The sequence below is a fragment of the Cellulomonas sp. KU4C genome (genome assembly GCF_056868065.1).
On sequence record NZ_CP200322.1, the window covers coordinates 2,141,887 to 2,159,834 of the forward strand.

At 75.8% G+C, this 17,948-nt stretch carries 18 protein-coding genes; 7 read left to right on the forward strand and 11 right to left on the reverse strand.

The annotated features are described in order from the left end of the window. Positions 1–32 precede the first annotated feature (32 nt). The 6 genes from AC1VL8_RS10225 to AC1VL8_RS10250 are packed head-to-tail and all read right to left on the reverse strand — an operon-like array spanning position 33 to position 5,047. Positions 33–1,055 carry a glycosyltransferase family 2 protein gene (locus AC1VL8_RS10225; RefSeq protein ID WP_483075092.1) on the reverse strand — a complete coding sequence of 341 codons (1,023 nt, stop codon included), beginning with the start codon at positions 1,053–1,055 and terminating at the stop codon, positions 33–35. Beyond that, positions 1,052–2,365 (reverse strand): lipopolysaccharide biosynthesis protein, encoded by a 1,314-nt coding sequence (locus tag AC1VL8_RS10230; protein ID WP_483075093.1) that lies wholly within the window; start codon positions 2,363–2,365, stop codon positions 1,052–1,054. Before AC1VL8_RS10230 ends, AC1VL8_RS10225 begins: the two co-directional genes overlap by 4 nt. Then, entirely contained in the window at positions 2,362–2,742 is a 381-nt protein-coding gene (locus tag AC1VL8_RS10235; protein WP_483075094.1) for a DUF2304 domain-containing protein, read from the reverse strand. Before AC1VL8_RS10235 ends, AC1VL8_RS10230 begins: the two co-directional genes overlap by 4 nt. Then, positions 2,739–3,479, reverse strand: coding sequence for a glycosyltransferase family 2 protein (locus tag AC1VL8_RS10240; protein ID WP_483075095.1), 741 nt, complete (start codon positions 3,477–3,479; stop codon positions 2,739–2,741). The genes AC1VL8_RS10235 and AC1VL8_RS10240 overlap by 4 nt, the downstream gene beginning before the upstream one ends. Before the next feature lie 10 nt (positions 3,480–3,489). After that, a complete protein-coding gene (locus tag AC1VL8_RS10245) occupies positions 3,490–4,437 on the reverse strand; it encodes a glycosyltransferase family 2 protein (RefSeq protein ID WP_483075096.1) in 948 nt (315 codons plus the stop codon). Beyond that, a complete protein-coding gene (locus tag AC1VL8_RS10250; protein ID WP_483075097.1) occupies positions 4,430–5,047 on the reverse strand; it encodes a dTDP-4-dehydrorhamnose 3,5-epimerase family protein in 618 nt (205 codons plus the stop codon). Before AC1VL8_RS10250 ends, AC1VL8_RS10245 begins: the two co-directional genes overlap by 8 nt. A gap of 106 nt (positions 5,048–5,153) precedes the next feature. Between AC1VL8_RS10250 and rfbD the strand changes: the two genes are divergently transcribed. After that, positions 5,154–6,005 (forward strand): dTDP-4-dehydrorhamnose reductase, encoded by an 852-nt coding sequence (gene rfbD, locus AC1VL8_RS10255; RefSeq protein ID WP_483075098.1) that lies wholly within the window; start codon positions 5,154–5,156, stop codon positions 6,003–6,005. Positions 6,006–6,048: 43 nt separating this feature from the next. Here the strand turns inward: rfbD and AC1VL8_RS10260 are convergent, their stop codons facing one another. From AC1VL8_RS10260 to pseI, 5 genes are all read right to left on the reverse strand, one after another. Further along, positions 6,049–7,434, reverse strand: coding sequence for a hypothetical protein (locus AC1VL8_RS10260; RefSeq protein ID WP_483075099.1), 1,386 nt, complete (start codon positions 7,432–7,434; stop codon positions 6,049–6,051). A gap of 42 nt (positions 7,435–7,476) precedes the next feature. Then, positions 7,477–8,139: a formyltransferase family protein gene (locus tag AC1VL8_RS10265; protein ID WP_483075100.1), complete on the reverse strand. Its 663-nt coding sequence runs from the start codon at positions 8,137–8,139 to the stop codon at positions 7,477–7,479. A gap of 1 nt (position 8,140) precedes the next feature. Beyond that, positions 8,141–8,440 (reverse strand): hypothetical protein, encoded by a 300-nt coding sequence (locus AC1VL8_RS10270; RefSeq protein ID WP_483075101.1) that lies wholly within the window; start codon positions 8,438–8,440, stop codon positions 8,141–8,143. 700 nt (positions 8,441–9,140) lie between these two features. Then, positions 9,141–9,893: a cytidylyltransferase domain-containing protein gene (locus AC1VL8_RS10275; protein ID WP_483075102.1), complete on the reverse strand. Its 753-nt coding sequence runs from the start codon at positions 9,891–9,893 to the stop codon at positions 9,141–9,143. Beyond that, on the reverse strand, positions 9,890–10,975 hold the full coding sequence (gene pseI / locus AC1VL8_RS10280; protein WP_483075103.1) for a pseudaminic acid synthase: 1,086 nt from the start codon (positions 10,973–10,975) through the stop codon (positions 9,890–9,892). Before pseI ends, AC1VL8_RS10275 begins: the two co-directional genes overlap by 4 nt. A gap of 117 nt (positions 10,976–11,092) precedes the next feature. Between pseI and pseB the strand changes: the two genes are divergently transcribed. The 6 genes from pseB (at position 11,093) to AC1VL8_RS10310 (ending at position 17,946) form a co-directional block, all read left to right on the forward strand. Next, on the forward strand, positions 11,093–11,881 hold the full coding sequence (gene pseB, locus AC1VL8_RS10285) for a UDP-N-acetylglucosamine 4,6-dehydratase (inverting) (RefSeq protein ID WP_483075104.1): 789 nt from the start codon (positions 11,093–11,095) through the stop codon (positions 11,879–11,881). Then, positions 11,878–12,075 (forward strand): hypothetical protein, encoded by a 198-nt coding sequence (locus tag AC1VL8_RS10290; protein WP_483075105.1) that lies wholly within the window; start codon positions 11,878–11,880, stop codon positions 12,073–12,075. The genes pseB and AC1VL8_RS10290 overlap by 4 nt, the downstream gene beginning before the upstream one ends. A 10-nt stretch (positions 12,076–12,085) precedes the next feature. Further along, positions 12,086–13,216, forward strand: a complete 1,131-nt coding sequence (gene pseC, locus AC1VL8_RS10295; protein WP_483075106.1) for a UDP-4-amino-4,6-dideoxy-N-acetyl-beta-L-altrosamine transaminase — start codon at positions 12,086–12,088, stop codon at positions 13,214–13,216. Positions 13,217–13,223: 7 nt separating this feature from the next. Then, positions 13,224–14,666: a lipopolysaccharide biosynthesis protein gene (locus tag AC1VL8_RS10300; RefSeq protein WP_483075107.1), complete on the forward strand. Its 1,443-nt coding sequence runs from the start codon at positions 13,224–13,226 to the stop codon at positions 14,664–14,666. A 1,150-nt stretch (positions 14,667–15,816) separates the two neighbouring features. After that, complete coding sequence (locus AC1VL8_RS10305) at positions 15,817–17,238, forward strand: hypothetical protein (protein WP_483075108.1); 1,422 nt, start codon at positions 15,817–15,819, stop codon at positions 17,236–17,238. A gap of 36 nt (positions 17,239–17,274) precedes the next feature. Further along, positions 17,275–17,946 carry a glycosyltransferase family 2 protein gene (locus AC1VL8_RS10310; protein ID WP_483075109.1) on the forward strand — a complete coding sequence of 224 codons (672 nt, stop codon included), beginning with the start codon at positions 17,275–17,277 and terminating at the stop codon, positions 17,944–17,946. Positions 17,947–17,948: the final 2 nt, after the last annotated feature.

Genomic DNA, 17,948 nt, shown 5'->3' on the forward strand with positions numbered 1-17,948 from the left:
GGCCGGTGAGCCGGCCGGGCGGGCTCCGGTGGTCACAGCAGGCGGCGGGCGACGCCCCAGTAGGCGGCCAGTGCGGCCTGCAGCAGCCCGCCACCCGGGGGCAGCGGGAACTGCGCGGGGTCGAACCGCGTGCTGAGCAGGTGCGCGAGCTCGCGGTCCGGCACCACGCGCGCGGCCTGGACGGCGCGACGGCGCTCCCGCACCCACCCCTGGTGGGACAGGAACCAGCGCCAGCCCGCCAGCTTCTGCCGGCCCCAGCCCTGGGTGAGGGCGACGGCCGTGATCGCGAGCTCGAAGGCGACGAGCGGCACCGCGAGCAGCGCGAGGGTCCGGGCCGAGTGGCACGTCGCGAGGAACAGCAGGCGGTTGCGCTCGACCAGGTACATCTTGAGCGGCGTGCGGCTGAACTCGTAGTGGTGCACCGCGCGGGCGGTGGGCACGTAGCGCACCGCCAGGCCCCGCTGCCAGGTGCGCCAGCTGATCTCCAGGTCCTCGAGGTACGCGAAGTACTCCTCGGGGAACCCGCCGAGCCCGGCCCAGGTGCTCGCGCGCACCCCCATGAGGGCGCCCGTGGTGGACGGGATGGTCGTCGGGGCCGCGTGGTCCGCCGCGGGCTCGCCCATGTGGCCGGCCCACGACAGGCCGAGCACGTGCACGGGGTTGCCCACGGAGTTGACCGTCGCGGTGTCCTCGCCGAGCGTGACCAGGCCGCTGACCAGCCCGGTGCCCGGGTCGTCGAGCGCCTCGGCCAAAGCCAGCAGCGCGCCCGGGTCGACCACGGCGTCGGAGTTGACCAGCACCAGGACCGGCGCGGTGGCCTGCGCGGCCCCGAGGTCGACGCCGCCGGTGAACCCGAGGTTCCGCTCCGGGGTGAGCAGGCGCACCCGGGGGTCGGCGGGCAGGGTCGCGACGGCGTCGGTGGTGCAGCCGTTGTCCACCAGCAGCACCTCGACGTCCACGTCCCGGGAGGCGAGCACGGCGGCGACGGCCTCGTGCAGGTAGGGCTCGGCGCCGAACGCGAGCATGATCGCGGAGACGTGCCGCCGGTCGGTCATCGGGTGTGCTCCTCGGGGGAGGTCGGGGACGCGACGGGGGCCGCGTGCGGCCAGGCGCGCAGGACGCCGCGGAGGCGGACGGCGGCGACGACGAGCGCGGCGGCCGAGCCGAGCGTGAGCGCCACCGACACCCGCATCTGGAGGTCGAGGGGCAGCAGCAGCGCGACCAGGAGCCCCACGAGGCCCGCGGTCCACACGACGATCGCCGCGCTGTCGCGGCCGTGGGCGAGCAGCGCCTGCACGAGGACCTGGACGAGCATGAACAGCACGGCCGAGACGGCGAGCACGACGATGACGAGCCGGCCGATCGCGAAGCCGGGTCCGAACAGCAGCCGCACCGCCTCGGGTCCGAGCACGGCGGTGGCCGCGACGCCGAGCGCCCCGATCGCCCCCGTGGCCAGCAGCGCCGTGCGCAGGGCGCCCGCGAACGGGGCCCGCTCGTCGCGCGCGACGTACGCCGCCAGCCGCGGCAGGAACACCGCCTGGACGGCGGCGAACAGGAACAGGGGGATCCGCGCGACCGTCAGGGCGTTGACGAGCTGGGCGGTCGCGGCGGCCTCGTCGGGCCGCTCGAGCAGCTGGGCGGCCACCGGGCCGGCGTTCGCGAGCAGCTGGGAGGCGACCGACGCCGCGACCAGCGCCCGCATCCCGACCGCGGTGCTCCCGTCGGCGGGGGACCGGTCGAGCAGCCGCCCCGCGCCGAGCAGCGCGAGCGCCGTCGAGACCAGCGGGGCCGCGGCGAGCACCGCGCCGTAGGCCAGGGCCGAGCGCACGTCGAGCGCCGCGAGCAGCACGACGCCCGCGATGCGCAGACCCCCGTCGAGGGCCAGCTGGACGCCGTACCGGGGGAACCGGCCGGTCCCGCCCAGGATCCCGCGGGCCAGGTACGCGACGGCCATGCCCAGCAGCGCCAGGCCGAAGACCGTCGTCATCCCGCGCACGCCCTCGAACAGGACGTCCCGGAGCCAGCGGTCGCCGACCAGCAGCACCAGCGCGACAAGCACCAGCGACCCGCCGGCGTAGACCACGGGCCCACGCACCGCGCCGGCCGTGCCGCGGCCGTGCGAGCGCAGGGCCGACACGCGACGCGACGTCTCCTGCTCGACGGGCAGGTAGAGCCCGATGCCGAGCGCGTTCAGCAGCGTCCACAGCAGGGCGAGCGCCGTGTACCCGGGGCTGTCGCCGAGCGCCTGGGCGCACAGCGCGAGGAACGCGAAGGACGCGAGCCCGTAGACCCCGATCCCGCCGCCGACCCAGAGCACGTCCGTGCCGAACCTGCGGGTGCCGGTGCCGTCCGGCGCCGCGGTCACGCCCGTTCGTCCCCGGCGACGTCGGCAGGTCGCTGGTGGCCCTCGACCACGTCCAGCCTGCGCCCGAGCAGGGCGACCTCCTCCGCGAGCGTCCGGGTCTCCTCCTCGAGCTGGGACACCTCGGTGCTCAGCTGGATGCACACGAGCAGGAGCACGACGATGCTCGTCGCGAACAGCAGGTTGGACGGCGTCTGCACGCCCACCAGCTCCGCGAGCCGGGTCAGCACGGCCGGGAACCCGCCGAGCACGAGGACCGCGACCAGCACGATCAGCCAGATCGCGGCGTACTTCTCGCGCAGCCGCCGGGTGCGCAGGAGGTGCACGATGACGACGAGCGCGATGGCGCACAGGACGAGGGCGTACGGGTAGCCGGTCACGACGGGGTCCTCGATGCGGGGCTGGCGGGTCGGCTCAGGGCGACGACGAGCGCGAGGAACGCGCGCATCAGGAAGATCCCGGCCTTGACGGGGCTGTGCGACGGCTCGCCGCCGGCGCGCGGGCGCATGGACACGCCCGCCTGGCGCACCCGGAGACCGGCGCGGTGCGCGATGACGAGCGACTCGACGGTGTCGCCCAGGTACTCCGCGGGGTAGTCGCGGGCGAAGACGGCCACGGCGCGCGGTCCCGCCGCCTTGAACCCGGAGGTGGTGTCGGTCAGGCGCGTCCCGAGCAGGCGCGACAGCACGGTCGAGAGCCCACGCATCGCCCACCGCCGCGGTCCCCGGGACCGGTAGGTGCCCGTGCCCGCGAAGCGCGCGCCGATGGCGATGTCCGCCTGCTCCGACTCGAGCAGGTCCAGCAGCTCCTGGACGTCGCGCGGGTCGTGCTGGCCGTCGGCGTCGAGCTGGACCACCACGTCGTAGCCGGTGCGCAGCGCGTACTTGTACCCGGCGCGCATCGCGCCGCCGACGCCGAGGTTCACCGGCAGGTCGAGGACGGCGACCCCGCACGAGCGGGCGACGCGGGAGGTCCCGTCGGTCGAGCCGTCGTTGACGACGAGGACGTCCGTCCCCGGTCGGATCTCCTGCACCTCGGCGAGGACGCCGGGGAGGGCCACCTGCTCGTTCCACGCGGGGATCACGATGAGTGTCCGGCGCGCGCTTCCGGTCGACACCTGCGGCACTCTAGCCCACCTCGCCGGGTCCCGAGGGCGTCCCTGCCAGCGCACCTGTCCGCCCGCGGACGCCGTCGGCGAACCCGCGCAGCAGCAGCCGGGCGCGTCCGAGGCGGGGTGTCACGGCCAGCACGTAGAACACGGCGTACTTGGTGATCCAGGCGAGGTAGCCCAGCTGCCACGCGCGCGGGAGCAGCCCGGAGCGGACCAGCAGCACGGTGTTGCGGGCCATGTAGTAGTTCCGGACGGGCGAGTGGATGTGCACGTCGCGCTCCCGGCCGGGGATGCGCTGCACCCGGTCGCCCAGCGCGTGGGCCAGCCGGGCGCCGACCACGCCGAACACCGCCCAGCCCGCCTGCCGGGCGCGCAGCCCCCACTCCAGGTCGATGTGGTCGATGAACCAGTCGGCGTTCATGTCGCCGACCTCCGCGAGCGCGGCGACGTCGACCAGGCAGCCCGACGCGATGAGGAACGTCGCGGGCACGAGCGCGCCGTCCTGCGCCGGGACGTCGGCGCGGCGCGGGCCCCAGCGGTGGTCGGAGAACAGCAGCGCGGCCCCGGCGTTGCGCTCGTCGACGGTGACGGGACCGACCGCCGCGACCCGGCCGTGCTCGGCGCGCGCCCGGTCGAGGCCGTCGAGCAGCCGCCGGACCATGTCCGGGGCGGGCACCGAGTCCTGGTCGGAGAGCAGCACGGCCTGGGCGCCGAGCGCCCGCGCGCGGTCCAGGCCGAGGTTCTGCGCCGCGGCGATGCCGCGGTTCGCGCCGAGCGGCACCAGCTCGCCGCCGGCCGGCTCGAGCTCGGCGCGCAGGGCCTCGACGGTGCCCGCCGGGCTGCCGTTGTCCACCAGCACCACCCGGTCCACCTGGGGGGCGAGCGCGCGCAGCAGGACGGTCGTCGCGGCGACGTCGGGCCGGAAGGTGACGACGACGGCGACGACGCCGGTCGGTTCAGGCACGCAGGCTCGCCAGGTACGCCTCGACGTCGGCCAGCTGCGGCAGGAGGCCGTCGGCGCGGGCCTGGTCGAGCGTCGGCGCGACGGTGTCCTTCTCGGACAGCTGCGGCGTGATCGGGCTGCCGTCGCGGCCGGTGGTGGGCCAGTCGATGCCGATCGCGGGGTCGAGCGGGTGGATGCCGTGCTCGCGTCCCGGGGAGTACCCGGTGGAGCACAGGTACAGCACGGTCGAGTCGTCCTCGAGCGACATGAACGCGTGGCCGAGCCCCTCGCCCAGGTAGATCGCCCGGCGGTCGACGTCGTCCAGCAGCACCGAGTCCCACCGGCCGAAGGTGGGCGAGCCGACGCGGATGTCCACGACGACGTCGAGCACCGCGCCCTTGGCGCAGGTCACGTACTTCGCCTGGCCGGGGGGCACGTCGGCGAAGTGGATGCCGCGCAGCACGCCGGCGGCCGACACCGACAGGTTCGCCTGCTGCAGGTCGAGCGCGTGCCCGGCCGCGTCCGCGAACGGCGCGGACTTGAACCACTCGAGGAACACCCCGCGCGGGTCGCCGAACTGCTTCGGGGTGATCTCCCACGCCCCGGGGACGGCGAGCTCGCGGTACTCCACGGTGGTTCTCCTTCGGTCGGTGCGCGCGGCTCGCGCAGCGGCGACCAGCCTACCGGGGCCGACTAGGCTGGCGGCCGGACCGCTGTCGAGACGAGATGGGGATGTTGTGCGCTGGTTGGTGACGGGGGCCCGCGGGATGCTGGGCCAGGACCTGGTCGCGCGGGTGCGGGAGGGTGGGCACGACGTCGTCGCCCTCGACCGCGACGAGCTCGACATCACGGACGGTGCCGCCGTCCTGGACGCCGTCGCCGGGTACGACGTGGTGGCGAACTGCGCCGCGTGGACGGCCGTCGACGACGCGGAGGCGCGCGAGGGCGACGCGTTCGTCGTGAACGCGGTCGGGCCGCAGTCGCTCGCGCGGGCGGCGCACCGGCACGGCGCGCGTCTCGTGCAGGTCTCGACCGACTACGTCTTCGACGGCCACGCCACCGAGCCCTACGCGGAGGACGGGTTCGCCGCGCCGCGGTCGGCCTACGGGCGCACCAAGCTCGCCGGGGAGTGGGCGGTCCGGGCGGAGGCGGCCGACCACCTGATCCTGCGGACCGCGTGGCTGTACGGCGCGGGCGGGGGCTGCTTCCCGAAGACCATCGCGCGGGTCGCGGCCGAGAAGGGCGGCCTGGACGTCGTCGACGACCAGGTCGGGCAGCCCACCTGGACCGTCGACGTGGCCGACCTCGCGGTGCGGCTGGTCGACGCGGCGGCCCCGACGGGGACCTACCACGCGACGTCGTCCGGACTGACCTCGTGGTTCGGGTTCGCGCGCGACGTGGTGGCCGCCGCCGGCCTGGACCCCGAGATCGTCCGGCCGACGACCAGCGAGGGGTTCGTGCGGCCGGCGCCGCGTCCCGCGTACTCGGTGCTCGGGCACGACGCGCTGCGGGCCGTCGGGGTCGAGCCGATCGGTGCGTGGCAGGAGCGCTGGGCGCGCGCCGGCGCCTCGGTGCTCGCGGGCCGCTGACGACCGCGGGCGCGCGGGCCCCTGGTGGTGCGCGCGCCCGCGGTCACGTGCTCGCGCAGACCGCGGGGGTGACGTCCCCCGGGGGTGCGGGGTGGGCGGTCCCGGCGTACCCGAGCGCCAGCACGCCGACGACCGCCAGCAGGGCCCCCACGAGCAGGCGGGGGTGCGTCCGGAACGCCGCCGGCGGGTGACCGGCCGCCGCGACGACGCCCACGACGCCCAGGAGCACCAGGGGGAGCGCGAACCGCGTCTCGGGTGTGGAGCCGACGAGGACCACGACCGTGCCGGCACCGACGGCCAGGACGCGGGCGGTGGCCCGCACGAGCCCGGGGTCCACCGGCCGCCGGCGCACCGGTGCGACGAGCAGGTACCCGCACCCGAGCACGGCGAGCGCGGTGACCCCGGCGGCGTTCAGCGCGTCGAGCCCGGGCGAGCTGTCCGCGTACGGCGTGGCCAGGGGCCAGTGCAGCGCGGCCGCGACCTTCTCGAGGGCGAGCACGGCCGAACCCGGCAGGTGCCGCACCATCGCGAGCGCGAGCTCGCCCGCCGACTCCGGCAGCGGTTCGGCGACCCGGGCCGCGCCCGGCGAGCAGAAGAACTGCTGCGGCGGCTCCGGGCGCCACCGGTAGGTGTCGTACCGGACCACGTACGCGGCGTAGCCGGTCTGCAGGCGGACCAGCGCACCGCCCAGCGGGGGCGTCAGGCCGACGCTGCCCGAGACGGCGGCGGTGACGACCGCCTGGGGGGCGAGCGCCGCCGCGAGCCCCGGGAGGACGAGCAGGGAGCGGGCCCGCAGCGTCGGCACGGTGACGACCCCGAGCAGGACAGCGGCGACCACGGACGCCGGCCGGAGGTTCACGGCGCAGCCCAGCGCGAGTCCGGCGAGCCCCAGGCGGACCGGGTCGCGGCGCCCGAGGAGCACGACCGCGACCAGCACCGCCACCGCCGCGGGGAGGTCGACCAGCGGGTACGGGGCGAAGCCGTGCAGCACCGCCCAGGTGAGCCCGCCGGCGAGCCAGCGCCCGCGCACGGAGACCGTCCGCCACGGTCTGACCAGGGCCGGGACGAGGAACGCGGCGGTCGCGGCGACCAGGAGCGCGTTCTGGCCGAGGACCGCCGCGCCCGCCAGGTGGTCTCCGCCCACCACCGTGACCAGCGCCGCCGGGGCGTAGACCACCGCCGTCAGCACCCCGCGCACCTCGAGCTGGCCCGGCACGAGCAGCGGCACCCCGCCGCCGGTGACCCACCACAGGGTCGAGTTCCAGTACAGGGCCGCGTCCTGGACGGCCTCCCCGGTGCCCCCGAGCAGCGTGGCACCCAGCACCGCGGCGAACACCGCCCACGCCGGACCGGGCCGGCGCCCCGTGGGGGTGCGGCCGTGCGGGCCCCTGCGCCCGGCGCTCGGCGTCACGATCGCGTGCTCGATCACCAGGCCGCGAGCGTACTGCGGGTGGTCGCGGCGGCGCCGCGGTCAGCGACCGGTGGTGCCGTCCCCGTCCAGCGGTCGCAGCACGACCGCGAACCGTCGCCCGCGCAGCTCCACGAACGCCGGGTACCGCTCCGGGTCGGACACCCGGATCACGTCGAACTGCTCGGCCAGGGAGCGGTCGGGGTCCAGCCGGGAGTCGGCCGGCCGGCGCCGCGGGTAGTACGTGGCCTCGCCCACCTGCGGGACCGGCGACGCGGTGTCGCAGTGCGCCAGGGCCCAGTCCATGAGCTCGATCTCCGCGGCGAACAGCGCCGCGTCGATCTCGGCCGCGAGCGCGTCCGGCGGGGCGGCGAAGGTCCGCTGCGCCCACACGTCGCCGGTGTCGTACGGGTCGGCCGCCTGGAGCAGTGTCAGGGTGACCTCCGTCCTGCCCTCCAGGACCTGCCACACGACCGGGGACATGCCCCGTCCTCGCGGGAGGTCGCTCCCGTGCAGGACGAGCGTGTGCCGGAACCGCTCACGGACCTCGGCCGGCACGATCTCCGTGCACGAGACGAGGAAGAGGAAGTCGCCGGAGCCGACCTCCGCCACCCGTCGGCGCAGCACGACCTCGTGTTCGGCGCGGGCGCGGTCCGCCCACCGCTCGAGCCAGGCGTTGACCGGGTGCCGGTCGTCGCTGCAGATGACCTCGATGACGTGTCCCATGTCATGTCCCTCCCGAGACGACGGCGGTGATGCGCTCGACCAGGCGCGCCGCACCCCGGCCGTCGACAGCGGACCGTCCGCGACGCGCGGCCTCGGTGCGCGCAGGGGCGTCCGTGAGCAGTCGCTCCGCGCCCGCGGCCCAGTCCGCGGGGCGGTCCAGGTCGCCCAGGCCGACGACGATCCCCGCGGCGACCGCCGCGTCGTAGCCGGCGCGCTGGTTGTCTGTGACGCACAGCGCCGCGGTGGGCACCCCGATGCACGCGACCTCGAGCAGAGTGGTCCCGGCGGCGGTGAAGGCCACGTCGGACGTGGCGAGCAGAGCGGCGAGGTCGAGCGTCGGGGGCCGGAATCGCAGCTAGCTGCTCCGCGCCGGGATCCGAGCTCCCGCTCGAGCGCGGCGGCGTCCGGGCTGAGCACCTCGAGCACGAGCGGGGACCTAACCACGTCTGCGACCGCCCGCACCACGTGCGGCGTCGCGCCGAAGGGGTCGGTGCCTCCCATCACCACGACGCCGCGGGCGGGATCGCGGGTGTCGACGGCGCGCCGGGTGTCGCGTGCGCGCAGGACGTCGGGTCGCAGCAGTGCGTACGTCGGGCCGGTGAGCTCGCGCCAGGAGCCCGGACCGGGCGCACCGAAGTTCGGGTTGACGGTGAGGTCCGCGGCGCGTCGACCGAAGCCGAAGTCGGCGACGTTGCTGACCACGATGTCCCGGGCCCCGCACGCGCGGAGCAGCTCGTCACCGCCGGGGAGGCCGTAGTGGTCGACGTGCACGGCCGTGGCGCCGGCGTCGTGGGCGAGGGCAGCGACCTCCGCGGGCGTGTCGCCGGGGCCCAGCACGGTCAGGCCGGCCTCGCGGACGCGGTCGTGCGCCCACGGGGTGCCGAACCTGCCGACGAGCGCGACCTCCCAGCCGGCGTCGCGCGCTGCCGCGTGCACCGCGAGGGAGCGACCGAGGTGCCCGACGCCCAGGGCGGGCGCCGCATCGCACCGCAGCACGAGCCTCACCCGGCCTCCAGGGGCTTCTGGCGGACCTCGGAGTTGAGCGCCGCCACCTCGGGGTGCTGGTCGAGCCACCGGACCACGTCACGCCACGCAGGCGGGGCGTCGCCGAGGGCGGCGACCACCGCGTCGATCACGCGTGCGTCCGCGTCGGTGTCGAGCGTGGCGCGCAGGGTGTTCTCGCGCGGCGCGAAGACCAGGCCGGTGAGGCCGAACTCCTCAGGGTGCGTGTAGACGTACGACGTGACGTGGACGCGGTGGTGGTCGCGGGCGACCCGGTCGGCGCGCCGGAGCGCCTCGGCTGAGACGACCTCGACGTCCAGGCCCCGGGGAAGCGTGCGGAACAGGATGGTGCTCACGTAGTCCGCGTCCGGGGCGTGCCGCCACGTCGCGACGGCGAGGTCGAGGACGGCGGGGTCCAGCAGCGGGCAGTCGGCGGTGAGCCGCACGACCGCGTCCGGCTCGTACGCTTCCACGGCCAGCAGGTAGCGGCTGAGCACGTCGTCCTGGGCGCCACGCACCACGCGCGCGCCGGCCCGCTCGGCGTGCTCCGCGATCGCGTCGTCTTCCTGGAGGGTGGTCGTCGCGACGACCACACCGGCCACCTCGTGGCTCTGCTCGGCCGCGCGGAGCACCCAGTCGAGGGTGGTGCGGCCCGCAAGAGGCCGCAGCGACTTCCCAGGGAGCCGGGTCGAACCCATCCGGGCCTGCACGACGGCGAGCACCGTCGCGCCCGACCGGTCGGGCGAGGTCACACCAGGTCCCACGACAGCGGCGTCCCCCGCGCCACGTCCTGCACGAACCGGCGGCCGACGACGACGCGCGCGAGATCCGGGGCCAGACCGCCGGCCGGGCGGATGGAGCGGACGTTCTCCGCGGTGACCTCGTCACCCGCGCGCACGTCCTGCACCACGTAGAGCGACCGCCGCAGGGCCAGCATCTGGGCCTCCGACTGCGCGGGCCCGATGCGGGGGGACCCGAGCGCCTGCCACGCCCGCTCGGTCTCCGTCGCGAGGGCGGCGAGCTCCTGGGGCTCCAGCGAGAACGCGGAGTCCACTCCGCCGTCGGCCCGCGACAGGGTCACGTGCTTCTCGATCAGGCGGGCCCCGAACGCGACCGATGCCACCGCGACGCCGATCCCGAGGGTGTGGTCCGACAGCCCGATCACGCAGTCGAACAGGTCGCCGATCATCGGCAGGCCGCGCAGGTTGGTGTCGCTCGGGGACGCCGGGTACGAAGCGGTGCACCCCAGGACGACGAGCTGCTCGCAGCCGCCGTCCCGCGCGGCCTGCACGGCCGCGGCGATCTCACCGATCTGAGCCGTGCCCGTGGAGATCACCAGGGGCTTGCCCGTGCTCGCCGCCAGCCGGATCAGCGGCAGGTCCACGATCTCCGCGGACGCGATCTTGTACGCCGGCGCGTCCAGGTCCTCGAGGAGCTCGATCGCCGTGGCGTCGAACGGGCTGGAGAACACCGTCAGACCGCGCTCGCGGCCGCGAGCGAAGATCTCCGCGTGCCACTCCCACGGTGTGTGGGCACGCTGGTAGAGCCGGTACAGGTTCTCCCCGCCCCAGAGCTCGTGGTCCGCGCCGATCCGGAACTCGGGGCGGTCCGAGTCGATCGTGATCGTGTCGGCTCGGTAGGTCTGGAGCTTGAGGCCCTGGGCGCCCGAGTCGGCGACGGCGTCGACGATCGCGAGCGCGCGGTCGAGGTCGCCGTTGTGGTTGCCGGACATCTCGGCGAGGACGAACGGGCGGTGGTGCTCGCCGATCAGGTGCTCGCCGAGGCGGACCTCGGGGGACTCGGTGCGGGCGCGGTCGCGGTCGTGTGGCTGCACCTCGCCATCGTAGGGCGCGCGCGGCGGGTGGTCGTCGGGCTCGGGACGGCCGGGTGCGTCGTGAGAGCATGGACGCTCGCCACGGAGCGCTGACGGCAGCGCGGACGAGAGGGATGTATGTCTGAGCTCACCGGGTCCTCGATCCTCATCACCGGAGGCACGGGGTCCTTCGGCAAGGCGTTCATCCAGGAGGTGCTCGACCACCACGACCCGCGCCGGCTCGTGGTGTTCAGCCGCGACGAGCTCAAGCAGTACGAGGTCCGGCGCCAGTTCGGCGACGACCCGCGCCTGCGCTGGTTCATCGGCGACATCCGCGACCGGCAGCGGCTCGACCGTGCCATGCACGGGGTCGACCACGTGGTGCACGCGGCCGCCCTGAAGCAGGTCGACACCGCGGAGTACAACCCGTTCGAGTACGTCCAGACGAACGTCAACGGGTCGCAGAACATCATCGACGCCTCGATCGACGCGGGTGTGCAGAAGGTCGTGGCGCTCTCGACCGACAAGGCGTCCAGCCCGATCAACCTGTACGGCGCCACGAAGCTGTGCGCCGACCGGATGTTCGTGTCCGGCAACCACTACGCCGCCGCCTACGACACCCGGTTCTCCGTCGTGCGGTACGGCAACGTCATGGGCTCGCGCGGCTCGGTGATCCCGGTGTTCCGGAAGCTGGCCGAGGAGGGCGCGTCCCTGCCGATCACGGACCTGCGGATGACGCGGTTCTGGATCACCCTGCCGCAGGCGGTGCAGTTCGTGCTCGACTCGTTCGAGATGATGACCGGCGGCGAGCTGTACGTGCCGCGCATCCCGAGCATGCGGGTCACCGACCTCGCGCAGGCCGTGGCGCCCGGCTCGGCGATGCACGAGATCGGCATCCGACCGGGGAGAAGCTCCACGAGGAGATGATCGCGCCCGACGACTCGCGCCGGACCGTGCGCCTGGGCGACCGGTACGTCGTCATGCCCTACGTCGGCGGCTGGGGCTACGAGACGCCCGCGGACGGCGAGCCCGTCGAGGACGGGTGGACCTACCGGTCGGACACCAACGACCTGTGGCTGGGCCAGGACGAGCTGCGCGACATGGTCGCGCGGTTCGCCTGAGGGGGCCGGCGTGCTGCCCTACGGCCGCCAGTCCATCGACGAGGCCGACGTCGAGGCCGTCGTCGCAGCGCTGCGCAGCGACTGGCTGACCACCGGTCCGGCGGTCGACGCGTTCGAGCAGGCGATCTCCGCGCACGTCGGCGGGGGTGCCGCCGTCAGCGTCACCTCGGGGACCGCGGCGCTGCACGTCGCGTACGCGGCGGCGGGGATCGGCGCGGGTGACGAGGTCGTCACGACGCCGCTCACGTTCGTCGCCACGGCGGCGGCCGCCGCGCTGCACGGCGCGACCGTGGTGTTCGCGGACGTGGAGCCCGACACCGGCAACCTGGACGTCGAGGCAGCCCGCGCCGCGATGACGGACCGCACCCGCGTCGTGGCCGCCGTCGACTACGCGGGCCTGCCCGCGAGCCCCGACGCGTTCGCCGCGCTGGCCCACGAGCACGGCGCGCTGTTCCTCGAGGACGCGGCGCACTCCATCGGCTCCCTGTGGCAGGGGCGGCCGGTGGGGTCGTTCGCCGACCTCACGACGCTGTCGTTCTTCCCGACCAAGAACCTCACGACCGCGGAGGGCGGGGCGGTCGTCACGGCGGACGCCGAGCTCGAGCGGCGCGCTCGCGGGTTCAAGAACCACGGCCTCGTCCGCGACCGGGACCGGCAGCGGTTCCCCGACGAGGGTCCCTGGCACCAGGAGGTGCACGAGTTCGGCCTGAACTACCGCCTGCCGGACGTGCTCGCCGCCCTGGGGACGTCGCAGCTGCGCCGGCTCGAGGCGTTCCGGACCCGGCGCGCGGAGATCCACGCCCGCTACGACGAGGGCCTGCGCGACCTCGACGGCGTGCTCACCCCGGCGCACCGCGACGGTGCCGAGCCCGCCTGGCACCTCTACCCGCTGCGGGTGACCGGCGGCCGGCGGCGCGCGGTGTTCGAGAGCCTGCGGGCCGCGGGCATCGGCGTGCAGGTCAACTACATCCCCGCGTACTGGCACCCCGTCTTCGCGGACCTCGGGTACCGGCGCGGGATGTGCCCGAACGCCGAGGCGTACTACGAGCAGGAGATCTCCCTGCCGCTGTTCCCCGACCTCACCGACGCGCAGGTCGACCGCGTCGTCGACGAGGTGCGTCGCGCGGTCGCGGGCCGCTGAGCCCGCGGTGACGGCAGCGCCCGCGCCGTCGGCGAGCCGTGCCGTGCTCGGCCGCGGCTCGCTGTACACGGTCGCCACGGCCGGTCCGGCCCTGGCGTCGCTCGCGGTGCTGCCGGCCGTGACGCGGCTGCTGCCGGTCGCGCAGTACGACCTGGTCGCGGTCGCGACCGTGGTGATCCAGGTGTCGTTCATCCTGGTCGCGCTCGGGCTCGGCGCCGCCGTCACCCGGCAGTACATCCTGGACGAGGACGGGGCGGCCGGCGCCCGGGGCGTGGTGCTCGCCGGCGCGGGCCTCGCCGCGGTGCTGTCCGCGCTGCTGGCGCTCGCCGGTCCGGTGTGGGCGCCGCTGCTGCTCGGCCGCCCCTTCACCGTGGAGGTGCTGCTCGCCCTGGTCGCCGGCGCGGGCGGGGCCTGGCTCGTGCTCGCGCAGGCGTACCTGCGCGGCGCCGACCGACCCGGTCCGTTCGTGCTCCTCGCGGCGGTCGCGAGCGTCGTGGGTCCCGCCGCGGGCCTGCTCGCGGTCGCGGCGACCGACCGGTCGGCGGTCGTGTACCTCGCCGGCGTGACGGGCGGCTACCTCCTGGCCGGGGCGGCCGGGCTCGTGCTGGTGCTGCGCGCGGGGCGGCCGCAGGCGGGCCGGCGGGGTCTCGTCCGCGCGCTCCGGGTCGGCGCCCCGACGGTCCCGCACCAGGTGTCGCTCTACCTGGCCCTCGCGGGCCTGGTCGTCGTGGCCGACCGGGTGCTCGGTGACGGCGGCCGGGCCAACGTCGTGCTGACGCTCGGCGCCGGTGCCACCGTGGTCACCGCGGGGCTGAACAACGCCTGGGCGCCGCTGGTCTACCGGGCCGCCCCCACGGACCGCGGCCGCGTGCTGGACGAGACCTCGCGCGTGATCGCCCTGGTCGCCGTCGTGCTCGCGGGGGGCGTGGCGCTCCTGGCGCCGTGGCTGGTGCGCGCCGCGGCACCCGCCGCGTACCGCCCGGAGGACCTGGTGCCCGCGGTCGCGGTGACCTGCGCGGCGGCCCTGCCGTCGGTCGTCTACCTGGCGAGCGGGCACCTCGTGTTCGCGAGCGGGCGCACCGGGCTGCTGGCGCTCAGCACCCCCCTCGCGGTCGGTCTCGGCCTCGCGGCGGCGGCCGCGCTGGCGCCGGTCGCCGGCCTGCTCGGCATCGGGCTCGGGTACCTCGTCGCCTACGTCCTGCTCGCGCTGGGCACCACGGCCGTGCAGCGGCGGGTGGCGACCACGGCCTGGTGGCCGCCGCTGCTGCCCGCCACGACGGCGCTCTGGCTGGGCGTCGGCGCCGCGGGCGCGCTGCTGCCCACGGCCGGGCCGTGGTCGGTGACCCGGCCGGTCGCGGCCGTGCTGCTCGCCGCGGTCGGCCTGCTCGGGGTGCGCCGGCTCGCCTGGCGGACCCCCGGGTCGGGTCCGGCGCCCGCCGCACCCGCCTGACGGTTGCGGCGGGTCAGGCGGGGCGGGTCACGGCGAGCGGCGCGCCCGGCTCGGCGGGCGCGGCCCCGAGCGGGCGGGGGAGGTAGCCGGTCGCCGCGGCGAACCACGCGCTGAACGGGAGCGACGGGACGTCGCCGGCCGGGGCGTCCGCGGCGGGGCCGGTGCCGCGCCGGCCGAGCTTGCGTGACCGCACGGGACAGGGGGGACCGCACCCAGTGGTCCAGCCAGGGCCCCGGGCGCGGGCGGTCCCAGCCCAGCAGGGACCGCAGCTCCTGCGGGGGCAGCAGCGCGTCGGCGCCGGTCTCGTCCCGGGCCAGCGCGGTCCGGTCGGCGAGCGCCGTGCCCCGGTCGTAGAACTCGGGCCAGCGCGCGGCGAGCGCACCGGCGTCGTCGGGCGCCTCGCCCGCGAGCCGCATCGCGTCCCCGGTCACGGTCGCGTCGATCCCGAGCGAGGCCGCGTACACCACGGGCGTCGACAGCCGGTTCGAGACCACGCGCGCGGCACCGGTCAGCAGCGTGTGCAGCCGGCCGAGGAACGCCGGGTCGGTGCGGCTGCCGAGGGTGACCAGCGTGTGCCCCGCGTCGGCGTAGGCGGCGACGACAGCGGGGTCGCGCGCCTCGACGTGGTACAGGCACACGGTGCTCGGGCCCTCGGTCTCGGCCCACGCCCGTGCGACCGCCGCGTGGTCGCCGAGCAGGGGCTGCGTGGCGATCCCGTGCACCGGCAGGATCACGGTCCCGCTGCCGGCGGGCCGCGGACCGACGACCGCGCACAGGTGGTGCCACGGCGCCCCGATCGGCACGGTGCGCCGGTCCTGCGTCGCCGGGTCCCACGCGCGCGACCGGTGGGTCCACACGAACAGGGACCGCCCCGCGGGTCCGGCAGGCGTGCCGAGCGTGGGGAAGTCGCGGAAGTGCGTCCCCACCGGCGACGCGGCGGTCCACCCGTGCTGGAGCAGCCCCGGCAGGTGCCGAGGGCGCGGGAGGCCGACGTACCGGGCGAGGGCGCTGCTGTGACCGTAGTAGTGGTTCTGGGACTCCACCCGCCGGACTCTACGCGGACGCGCGGGCCGGGGGTCGCGGGCCCCGGCCCCGTAGGCTGTCCCGGACCGGGCCCGTGGGGGCGGGACGACGCGAGGTGGGAAGCAGCGTGACCGAGCAGCACGACCCGTCGCCGCGACGGGCCCGCCTGGTCCGCGCGACCACCTGGGCGCTGGCCGTCGCCGCAGCCGTCCAGGTCGCCCTCGGCGTCGTGTGGTGGTGCGGCAACCAGCGCGCCGTCCCGGGCTACGGGGACACCGGCGAGTACCTCGCGCAGGCGCAGTCGTTCGCGCTCGACGGCTACCGCACGCTCGCCTACCCGCTCGCGATCCGCGCCGCGGACGAGCTCGGCGCCGCGCTGCACGTCCCCTGGACCGTGCTGCTGTACCAGGGGCAGCTCGCCGCGTGGTGCGTCGCCGCGTGGTACCTGGTCCGCACGGTCGTCCCGCGCGCACCCCGGCGGCGGGTCCTGGCGGTCACGGCGGCCGTGGTCACGGTCCCGCTCCCGCTGCACTACGCGGCCACCGTCCTGACCGACTCGCTGGCGCTGTCCACGCTCGTGGTGCTGGTCTGCGCCGCGGCCCGGGTCGTCGCGCGCGACCAGCTGGTGCCCCGCACGGTCGTGGTCCTCGTGCTCGCCGCCGCCGCGGCGGTGTTCGTGCGTCCCGACCGGCTGTACGTGGCCGCCGCCGTCGCGCTCGGGTCGGCGGTCGTCGCCCTGCTGCGCACCCGCCGTCGGGCCCGGGCGCGCGTGACCCGGTCCCGGGCGCTCGTCCTCGCCGCCGTCGTCCTGGCCGGGGTCGTGCTCCCGGGGCTGGCGACGACGGCGTTCAACCGCAGCACGCAGACGGCCGACCTGGGGCGCTCCCAGCCGTCGGCCGCGTCGTCGCTGTTCGGCCGCGTCGCCGGCCCGCACGTGGACGAGATCCGCGACCTCGTGCCCGAGGAGGTCGCCGCGGTGTACCCGCCGCGCGGTGCCTCGCGCTGGGAGATCGCCGACGCGCTGGCCGAGGCCGGCGGCGACCGCTACCTGCTCGCGGCGGTGCGGACGACGATGGACTGCTGCGGCACGGCCGTGGTGCTCCGGTCGGGTCGCGACGTCGCGCACGGCGTCGGCGGGCCCTACCAGGTCGCGTACGACTGGGCGACCTCGTCGAACAGCAGCGCCAACTGGGACTTCACCAGGATGGCCGAGCACCGTCCCGACCTGACCCGCGCGGTGATGGCCTGGTCCGTCGCCGGCGCCGGGGTGCTCGCGGTCGCCTCGGTCGTCGCGGTCCTCGAGGCCCGCCGCCGCGACGACCCCGGGATCGGCGGGGTGACGGCGGTGCTGCTGGGCTCCTGCCTGGTCGTCGCGACGTTCTTCGGGCTGATCACGAGCTCGGTCCCGAACCCCCGGTACACGCTGATCGCGCAGGCGGTGGCCTGGGCCCTGCCCGCCGCGGTCCTGCTGGCCCCGCCCCGCGCGGCCCGGACCGCCCCGGCGGCCGACGCGCGCGCCCCGGAGGCCGACCCGGGCCGGGTACTGTAGGGCGTCATCCCACGCGAGGCTCAGGAGCGCACACCGGTGACGGACAGCACCGACACCTGCCTGGTGGTCCCACTCTTCAACGAGGGGGCCGTCGTCGGCGACGTCGTCTCCGACGCGCTGGCCGTCTTCCCGCGGATCGTGGTCGTGGACGACGGCAGCTCCGACGACTCCGCCGCCATCGCGCGGCGCGCCGGCGCGATCGTCGTCGAGCACCCGCTCAACCTCGGCCAGGGCGCGGCGCTGCAGACCGGCTTCGACGCCGCCCGCCGCCTCGGTGCCCGCTACGTCGTGACGTTCGACTCCGACGGGCAGCACCGCACCGAGGACGCCCTCGCGATGGTGGAGCGGCTGCGCCGCGACGAGGCGGACGTGGTGCTCGGCTCGCGGTTCCTCGACGGCCGCACCCGCACCGGCGGCCTGAAGCGGCTCGTGCTCAAGGCCGCGGTGCAGTACTCGAACCTCACCACCGGGGTCCGGCTCACCGACACGCACAACGGCCTGCGCGCGCTGAACGCCACCGCGCTCGCGACCATCCGGATCCGGCAGAACCGGATGGCGCACGCCTCCGAGATCATCGACCAGATCGGACGCTCGGGCCTGCGCTGGGTCGAGCACCCCGTGCACATCCTGTACTCCGACTACTCGCGCTCGAAGGGCCAGTCCGTGCTCAACGCCGTCAACATCGTCACCGAGCAGCTGTACCGGTGAGC

Coding starts and splice junctions, on each gene's coding strand:
- AC1VL8_RS10225 (WP_483075092.1), bottom strand. CDS start 1,055: ATGACCGACCGGCGGCACGTCTCCGCGATCATGCTCGCGTTCGGCGCC.
- AC1VL8_RS10265 (WP_483075100.1), bottom strand. CDS start 8,139: ATGGGACACGTCATCGAGGTCATCTGCAGCGACGACCGGCACCCGGTC.
- pseB (WP_483075104.1), top strand. CDS start 11,093: ATGTCTGAGCTCACCGGGTCCTCGATCCTCATCACCGGAGGCACGGGG.
- AC1VL8_RS10290 (WP_483075105.1), top strand. CDS start 11,878: ATGATCGCGCCCGACGACTCGCGCCGGACCGTGCGCCTGGGCGACCGG.